The sequence below is a fragment of the Phenylobacterium sp. genome (assembly GCF_036821595.1).
Lineage (GTDB): Bacteria > Pseudomonadota > Alphaproteobacteria > Caulobacterales > Caulobacteraceae > Phenylobacterium.
Genome location: NZ_DAISJG010000037.1, coordinates 22,913 through 29,603, shown reverse-complemented (window position 1 = coordinate 29,603; position 6,691 = coordinate 22,913). Strand labels below are relative to the sequence as shown.

Genomic DNA, 6,691 nt, shown 5'->3' with positions numbered 1-6,691 from the left:
CGGGCCGCGAGGAGGCCCGCGCCAACATCCACATCGGCATCGACTGGCTCTCGTCGGTCTCCTTCGGCCACGTCGACCGGATCGGCCGCCGGGTGATCGTGCTCGGCGGCGGCAACACCGCCATGGACTGCTGCCGCACCTCCCGCCGCCTGGGCGGCGAGGACGTGAAGGTCATCGTCCGCTCCGGCTTCGAGGAGATGAAGGCCTCGCCCTGGGAGAAGGAGGACGCGATCCACGAGGACATCCCGATCCTCAACTACCGCGTCCCCAAGGAATTCACCCACGAGGGCGGCCGGCTGACCGGCGTGGTCTTCGAGGTGGTGGAGGCCCGCTACGACGACATGGGCCGCCGCCGGCTGGTCCCCTCGGGCGCGCCCGACGAGCACTACGAATGCGACGACGTCCTGGTCGCCGTGGGCCAGGAGAACGCCTTCCCCTGGATCGAGCGCGACATCGGCCTGGAGTTCGACGAGTGGGGCATGCCGAAGGTGAACCCGATCACCTTCCAGTCCACGGTCCCGCACGTCTTCTTCGGCGGCGACGCGGCCTTCGGGCCGAAGAACATCATCTGGGCCGTCGCCCACGGCCACGACGCGGCCGTCTCCATCCACCGGCGCTGCCAGGGCGAGGACGTCGCCGTCCGCCCGCCGCCGGGCGCCTCCCTCGTCTCCCAGAAGATGGGCATCCACGAGTGGAGCTACGACAACGACGTCGCCAACGACCGCCGCTACCGCGTGCCCATGCGCGACAAGGCCGAGGCGCTCCGGGACGTGCGGCTGGAGGTGGAACTGGGCTTCGACCGCGAGCTCGGCTTCCGCGAGGCCCAGCGCTGCCTGAACTGCGACGTCCAGACGGTGTTCGCCGACCCGCTGTGCATCGAGTGCGACGCCTGCGTCGACATCTGCCCCATGGACTGCATCACCTTCACCGAGGCCGGTGAGGAGGACGAACTGCGCGGCCGGCTGAAGGCCCCGGCGCCGAACCTGACCCAGGATCTCTACGTCTCCGGCTCGCTCCCCACCGGCCGGGTGATGGTGAAGGACGAGGACGTCTGCCTGCACTGCGGGCTCTGCGCCGAGCGCTGCCCGACCGGCGCCTGGGACATGCAGAAGTTCTATCTCGAGATGACCCATGCGGAGGCGGCATGCCCGGGCAGGTGAGTACGGATCCGGAGGAGACGAGCCAGCAGCAGGCCCGGGTGAACGATTTCGTCGTCAAGTTCGCCAATGTGAACGGCTCGGGCTCGGCCAGCGCCAACGGCCTGTTCGCCCGCTCGATCCTGCGCATGGGCGTGCCGGTGGCGGCGCGCAACATCTTCCCGTCTAACATCCAGGGCCTGCCCACCTGGTACGAGGTGCGGATCACCGAGGCCGGCTGGCTCGGCCGCCGGGGCGGCGTCGACCTGATGGTCGCCATGAACCCGCAGACCTGGGACCGGGACCTGGCCGAGATCGAGGCCGGTGGCTACCTGTTCTACGACTCCACCAAGCCCCTGCCGCCCGGCCGGCTGCGCGACGACGTCGGCTTTATCGGCGTCCCGCTGACGGCGATGTGCAATCAGGCCTACCAGCTCCCGCGCGAGCGGCAGCTGTTCAAGAACATCGTCTACGTCGGCGCGCTCGCCGCCCTGCTGGGCATCGACCCGAAGGTGATCGAGGACCTGCTGGCCGAGGACTTCGCCGGCCGCCAGAAGCTGATCGACGCCAACCTCGGCGCCCTGCACATGGGCTACGGCTACGTGCAGAAGAACCTCCAGCCGCTCAGCCTGCAGGTCGCCCGCGCCGACCGGGTCGGCGACCGGATCTACGTGGAAGGCAATTCGGCGGCCGCCCTGGGCGCGGTCTACGGCGGCGCCACGGTCTGCGCCTGGTACCCGATCACGCCCTCCACCTCGCTCGCCGAGGCGTTCAGCGGCTACTGCGAGGACCTGCGCACCGATCCCGAGACCGGCAAGGCTCGCTACGCCATCGTCCAGGCCGAGGACGAGATCGCCTCCATCGGCATCGTCGTCGGCGCCGGCTGGAACGGCTGCCGCGCCTTCACCGCCACCTCGGGGCCGGGGATCTCCCTGATGACCGAGTTCATCGGGCTCTCCTACTTCGCCGAGATCCCGGCGGTGATCTTCGACGTGCAGCGGGGCGGGCCCTCCACCGGCATGCCCACCCGCACCCAGCAGGCGGACCTGATCGCCGCGGCCTACGCCAGCCACGGGGACACCAAGCACGTGATGCTGCTGCCCGCCGATCCGGGCGAGTGCTTCGAGATGGGGGCCCAGGCCTTCGACCTCGCCGACCGGCTGCAGACCACGGTCTTCGTCATGCTCGACCTCGACATCGGCATGAACGAGTGGCTGACCGAGCCCTTCGCCTGGGACGACGCCCGCCCGCTCGACCGCGGCAAGGTGATGACCTTCGAGGACCTGGAGGCGGGCAGGGACTTCGGCCGCTACCTGGACGTCGACGGCGACGGCATCCCCTACCGGACCTATCCGGGCGCCCACCCGACCCGCGGCGCCTACTTCACCCGCGGCACCTCGCGGAATCCCTACGCCCGCTACTCCGAGGAGGGCGCGGTCTACGTCGACAACATGCAGCGGCTGCTGCGGAAGTTCGAGACCGCCAAGGCCCTCGTCCCGCAGCCGGTCCTCACTCCCGCCCGGCGCAAGACGCCGGACGGGGTGATCTACTTCGGCTCCACGACGCCGGCCATGCACGAGGCGCTGGCGGCCCTGGAAGGGCAGGGCAAGCGGCTCGACGCGCTGCGCATCCGCGCCTTTCCGTTCCCGCAGGCGGTGGAGGAGTTCATCGCCGCCCACGAGCGGGTCTTCGTGGTCGAGCAGAACCGCGACGCCCAGCTCCGGACCCTGCTGATCACCGAACTGGGCATCGATCCGGCCAGGCTCGTGCCCGTCCTGAACTACGACGGCGCCCCCATCACCGCCCGCTTCATCGCCGGCGAGATCGGCCAGCTCATGGCCGTGGGCTCAATCACCGAGGCGGCGGAATGACCTACATCACCAAGCCTCAGCTGCATCATCCGCTGCTGGCCAAGAACGGCCTGGGCTACACCCGGCGGGACTACGAGGGCTCGGTCTCGACGCTCTGCGCCGGCTGCGGCCACGACTCGATCTCGGCCTCGATCATCCAGGCGGTCTACGAGCTGGAGATCGAGCCGCACCGGATCGCCAAGCTCTCCGGCATCGGCTGCTCGTCGAAGACCCCGGACTACTTCCTCGGCAACTCCCACGGCTTCAACACCGTCCACGGCCGGATGCCCTCGGTGCTGACCGGCGCCAACCTCGCCAACCGCGACCTCGTCTACCTGGGCGTCTCCGGCGACGGGGACTCAGCCTCGATCGGCCTCGGCCAGTTCGCCCACGCCATCCGGCGCGGCGTGAACATGCTCTACATCGTCGAGAACAACGGCGTGTACGGCCTCACCAAGGGCCAGTTCTCCGCGACCTCCGACAAGGGTTCGAAGTCCAAGCGCGGGGTGGTCAACCACGACGCCGGCATCGACCTCGTCTCCATCGCCCTGCAGCTCGGCGCGACCTACGTCGCCCGCTCGTTCTCGGGCGACAAGGCCCAGCTCGTGCCGCTGATCAAGGCCGGCCTGATGCACAAGGGCGCGGCCTTCATCGACTGCATCTCGCCTTGCGTGCAGTTCAACAACCACCCCGGCTCCACCAAGAGCTTCGACTATGTGCGCGAGCACAACGAGGCGGTGAACCGGCTGGACGTCATCACCCCGCGCGCGCCGATCCACGTGGACTACGGCCCGGGGGAGACCGTGCGCGTGGCCCAGCACGACGGCTCGATCCTGTCGCTGCACAAGCTGGCCGAGCTCTACAACCCCAACAACCGCGCCCAGGCCCTGGGCTATCTTCAGGCCCGGCAGGCGAGGGGCCAGATCGTCACCGGCCTACTCTATGTGGACCCCGCCTCCAGCGACCTGCACGAGAGCCTGGAGACCGTGGAGACGCCCTTGAACCAACTCGACGCCGCCGAGCTCGTGCCCGGCCAGGCGGCGCTGGACCGGATCAACGCCGGGCTGAGGTAGTCCGCCGGCCGCCGCGCAGCCACAGGCCGGCCAGCAGCAGGACCACGGCCGCGGCCGCCAGCGCCGTCCAGGCGGCGACCGGGTTGTCGCCGCGCTCGGCCACGAACACCGCCACGAGGCCCCAGGCGACGGGGAGGGCGTAGATCAGCAGGCGCGTGGTCCGCAGGAAGGCCGCCGCCACCAGGGCCGCGGCGGCGATGCCGGCGAGCGCCGCGGGCAGGGCCTGGCCCGCGCCGATCATCCCTTCCTTGGTCATCACCGTCAGCAGGTTGATCGCCGAGGCCACCGTCAGCCAGCCGGCGAGCGCCGCGAACGGCCAGACCACGAACCAGCGATCCCAGCGTGAGGACGCCGCGCCCCGCTGGGCGAGCACCGTGGCGCTCATCGCCGCCAGCAGGGCCGCGACGATCGTCAACACCGTGGCCCAGCCGCGGTCGGCGGCGCTCAGCCAGATCCAGGTCCCGATCAGGCCCATGGCGATGATCGCCGGCGACAGCGCCAGGCTCACCGCCTTCGACGCGCCGCGTCCCGGCAGCGACTGGTAGAGGGCGAAGGCCGCCAGACCCGCGTAGATCGGGCCCCAGATCGAGAAGGCGTAGCCGGCGGCCCGCAGGGTGGTGTCGCCGCCGGCCGAGAACTCCGCGGGCGACAGCCCGAGGTCCTGCTGCGCCTGCAGCACCGGCGAGCCGATGGCCGCGGCGGCCACGGCGATCACGCCCACCTTCAGCCATAGGGCGGCGAGCGCGCCGTGCGGGTCCTTCATCGGGTGGTCTCGGGCTCGCTCTGCGCGGCCTTCGCCCCGCTCATCTGCGGCACGTAGAGGCCGGTGGCGAACTTGGCGAGCCAGCCCTCGGGACGCAGGCGCGGGCCGTATTCGGCGCAGGGATCGGGCTTCGGCGGGCCGGGGGGCTTCACGTCGGGCGCGGTCATGGTCGCGGCGGCGGAGTCGGCGAACGGCTCCACGAACTGCAGGGCGTCGCCGATCCGGCTGAGCGAGGGATTGTCGGTGCCGATGGCCGTGGCGCTGCGGTTCCAGGTGAGCGCCGCGATCTGGCGGTCCTCGGGCGACAGCATCTCGGCCTCGGCCGACAGGCCGCCCAGGCCGCCTGGCCGCACGCCGAGCGGGCCGGGGATGAAGACCGACGCCGCCGCCGAGGCCGCCGAGCTGACCCGGCCGGTCGGCGCGACGCGGGTGACCGCGGCGCGCACCTTGGCGTCGGCGCCGTCCTGGACGATCTCGTAGCGCTCGGAGACCTCGAAGCAAAGCTGGGCGTCGACCTCCCGGAGCAGCAGCTTGCGCTCGTCCTCGCTGAGCCAGGCGCCGTCCGGCCCCAGGCGCAGCTCGGCCGGGAGCAGGGCGACCTTTCGCACGCCGGCGAGGGCCTCGCCGTCCTTGCGCTCCGCCACGCCGGTCCGGACGGCACCGTCCTTCGAGGTCAGGCCCTCGTAGCTCGTCAGGAAGCCTGAGCGGGGGGCATGGGATGCGCAGGCGGTGAGCGCCAGCGCCAGCGGCAGCGCAAACAGGGACTTCATGGGTCGGATACGGCTCTGCATGCCGGAAGGATGCATCACCTCGGCGACATTTCCTTGCGGGAAGTCAGGCCGCCGCCAGTTCGCCGATGACGAAGGCGTCTTCCTGATCACGGACCAGCCCCTCGAGCACCTCCGGCAGGTCCTTCGGGTCGACGATCAGCATCAGGCCCACGCCGCAGTTGAAGGTCCGCCGCATCTCCTGGTCGGCGACGCCGCCCACCTCCTGCAGCCACTGGAACACCGGCGGCAGGGTCCAGGCGTCCCAGTCGATGCGCGGGAAGAGGCCCGGCCGGATCGCCCGCGGCGGGTTCTCGATCAGGCCGCCGCCGGTGATGTGCGCGAGCCCGGAGACCCGGCCCGCCTTCAGGTGCGGCAGCACCGTCCTGATATAGATGCGCGTGGGCGCGAGCAGGGCCTCGGCCAGGGTCAGGCCGGACTCGAACGGCGCCGAGGCGTCCCAGGCCAGCCCCGAGCGCTCGACGATGCGCCGCACCAGGGAATAGCCGTTGGAGTGCGGGCCCGAGGAGCCCAGGCCGATCAGGACGTCGCCCGGCTTCTGGTCGTCGAACCGCGGCAGCACGCGGGCCCGGTCCACCGCGCCCACGCAGAAGCCCGCCATGTCGTAGTCGCCGGCCGCGTACATGCCCGGCATCTCGGCCGTCTCGCCGCCCACCAGGGCGCAGCCTGCCTGACGGCAGCCCTCGGCGATGCCCGCCACCACCGTGGCCGCGGCCTCCACGTCCAGCTTGCCCGTGGCGAAATAGTCCAGGAACATCAGGGGCTCGGCGCCCTGGGCCAGCAGGTCGTTGACGCACATGGCCACCAGGTCGATGCCGACCGTTCCGTGGATGCCGGTCTCGATGGCCACCTTCAGCTTGGTGCCGACCCCGTCGGTCGTGGTGACCAGCAGGGGATCAACGTAGCCCGCCGCCTTCAGGTCGAAGAGCGCGCCGAACCCGCCCAGCGAGGCCTCGGCCCCGGGCCGCCGCGTGGACTTGGCCAGCGGCTTGATGCGCTCCACCAGATCGTTCCCGGCGTCGATGTCGACGCCGGCTTGCGCATAGGTGAGACCGTTCGGCCGCTCAGACATTGCGGAAAG

6 protein-coding genes are annotated in these 6,691 nt (G+C 70.9%); 3 read left to right on the top strand and 3 right to left on the bottom strand.

Annotated elements, in window-relative coordinates; genetic code table 11:
* The 3 genes from V7Z97_RS14640 to V7Z97_RS14630 form a co-directional block, all read left to right on the top strand.
* The coding region (locus V7Z97_RS14640; RefSeq protein ID WP_334164175.1) for an FAD-dependent oxidoreductase at positions 1-1,160 on the top strand (1,160 nt) is incomplete at its 5' end.
* Positions 1,145-3,007, top strand: a complete 1,863-nt coding sequence (locus V7Z97_RS14635; protein ID WP_334164174.1) for a 2-oxoacid:acceptor oxidoreductase subunit alpha — start codon at positions 1,145-1,147, stop codon at positions 3,005-3,007. The genes V7Z97_RS14640 and V7Z97_RS14635, both read left to right, overlap by 16 nt.
* Positions 3,004-4,059, top strand: coding sequence for a 2-oxoacid:ferredoxin oxidoreductase subunit beta (locus tag V7Z97_RS14630; protein WP_334164173.1), 1,056 nt, complete (start codon positions 3,004-3,006; stop codon positions 4,057-4,059). Before V7Z97_RS14635 ends, V7Z97_RS14630 begins: the two co-directional genes overlap by 4 nt.
* Here the strand turns inward: V7Z97_RS14630 and V7Z97_RS14625 are convergent.
* The 3 genes from V7Z97_RS14625 to purM form a co-directional block, all read right to left on the bottom strand.
* The gene (locus V7Z97_RS14625) at positions 4,040-4,822 is read right to left on the bottom strand and encodes a hypothetical protein (RefSeq protein ID WP_334164172.1); all 783 of its coding nucleotides are present in this window, start codon (positions 4,820-4,822) and stop codon (positions 4,040-4,042) included. The genes V7Z97_RS14630 and V7Z97_RS14625 overlap by 20 nt on opposite strands.
* Positions 4,819-5,592, bottom strand: a complete 774-nt coding sequence (locus tag V7Z97_RS14620) for a DUF3313 family protein (RefSeq protein ID WP_334164171.1) — start codon at positions 5,590-5,592, stop codon at positions 4,819-4,821. Before V7Z97_RS14620 ends, V7Z97_RS14625 begins: the two co-directional genes overlap by 4 nt.
* A 64-nt stretch (positions 5,593-5,656) precedes the next feature.
* Positions 5,657-6,682 (bottom strand): phosphoribosylformylglycinamidine cyclo-ligase, encoded by a 1,026-nt coding sequence (gene purM, locus V7Z97_RS14615; protein ID WP_334164170.1) that lies wholly within the window; start codon positions 6,680-6,682, stop codon positions 5,657-5,659.
* Between the last annotated feature and the right edge of the window lie 9 nt (positions 6,683-6,691).

Coding starts and splice junctions, on each gene's coding strand:
- V7Z97_RS14635 (WP_334164174.1), top strand. CDS start 1,145: ATGCCCGGGCAGGTGAGTACGGATCCGGAGGAGACGAGCCAGCAGCAG.
- V7Z97_RS14630 (WP_334164173.1), top strand. CDS start 3,004: ATGACCTACATCACCAAGCCTCAGCTGCATCATCCGCTGCTGGCCAAG.
- V7Z97_RS14625 (WP_334164172.1), bottom strand. CDS start 4,822: ATGAAGGACCCGCACGGCGCGCTCGCCGCCCTATGGCTGAAGGTGGGC.
- V7Z97_RS14620 (WP_334164171.1), bottom strand. CDS start 5,592: ATGAAGTCCCTGTTTGCGCTGCCGCTGGCGCTGGCGCTCACCGCCTGC.
- purM (WP_334164170.1), bottom strand. CDS start 6,682: ATGTCTGAGCGGCCGAACGGTCTCACCTATGCGCAAGCCGGCGTCGAC.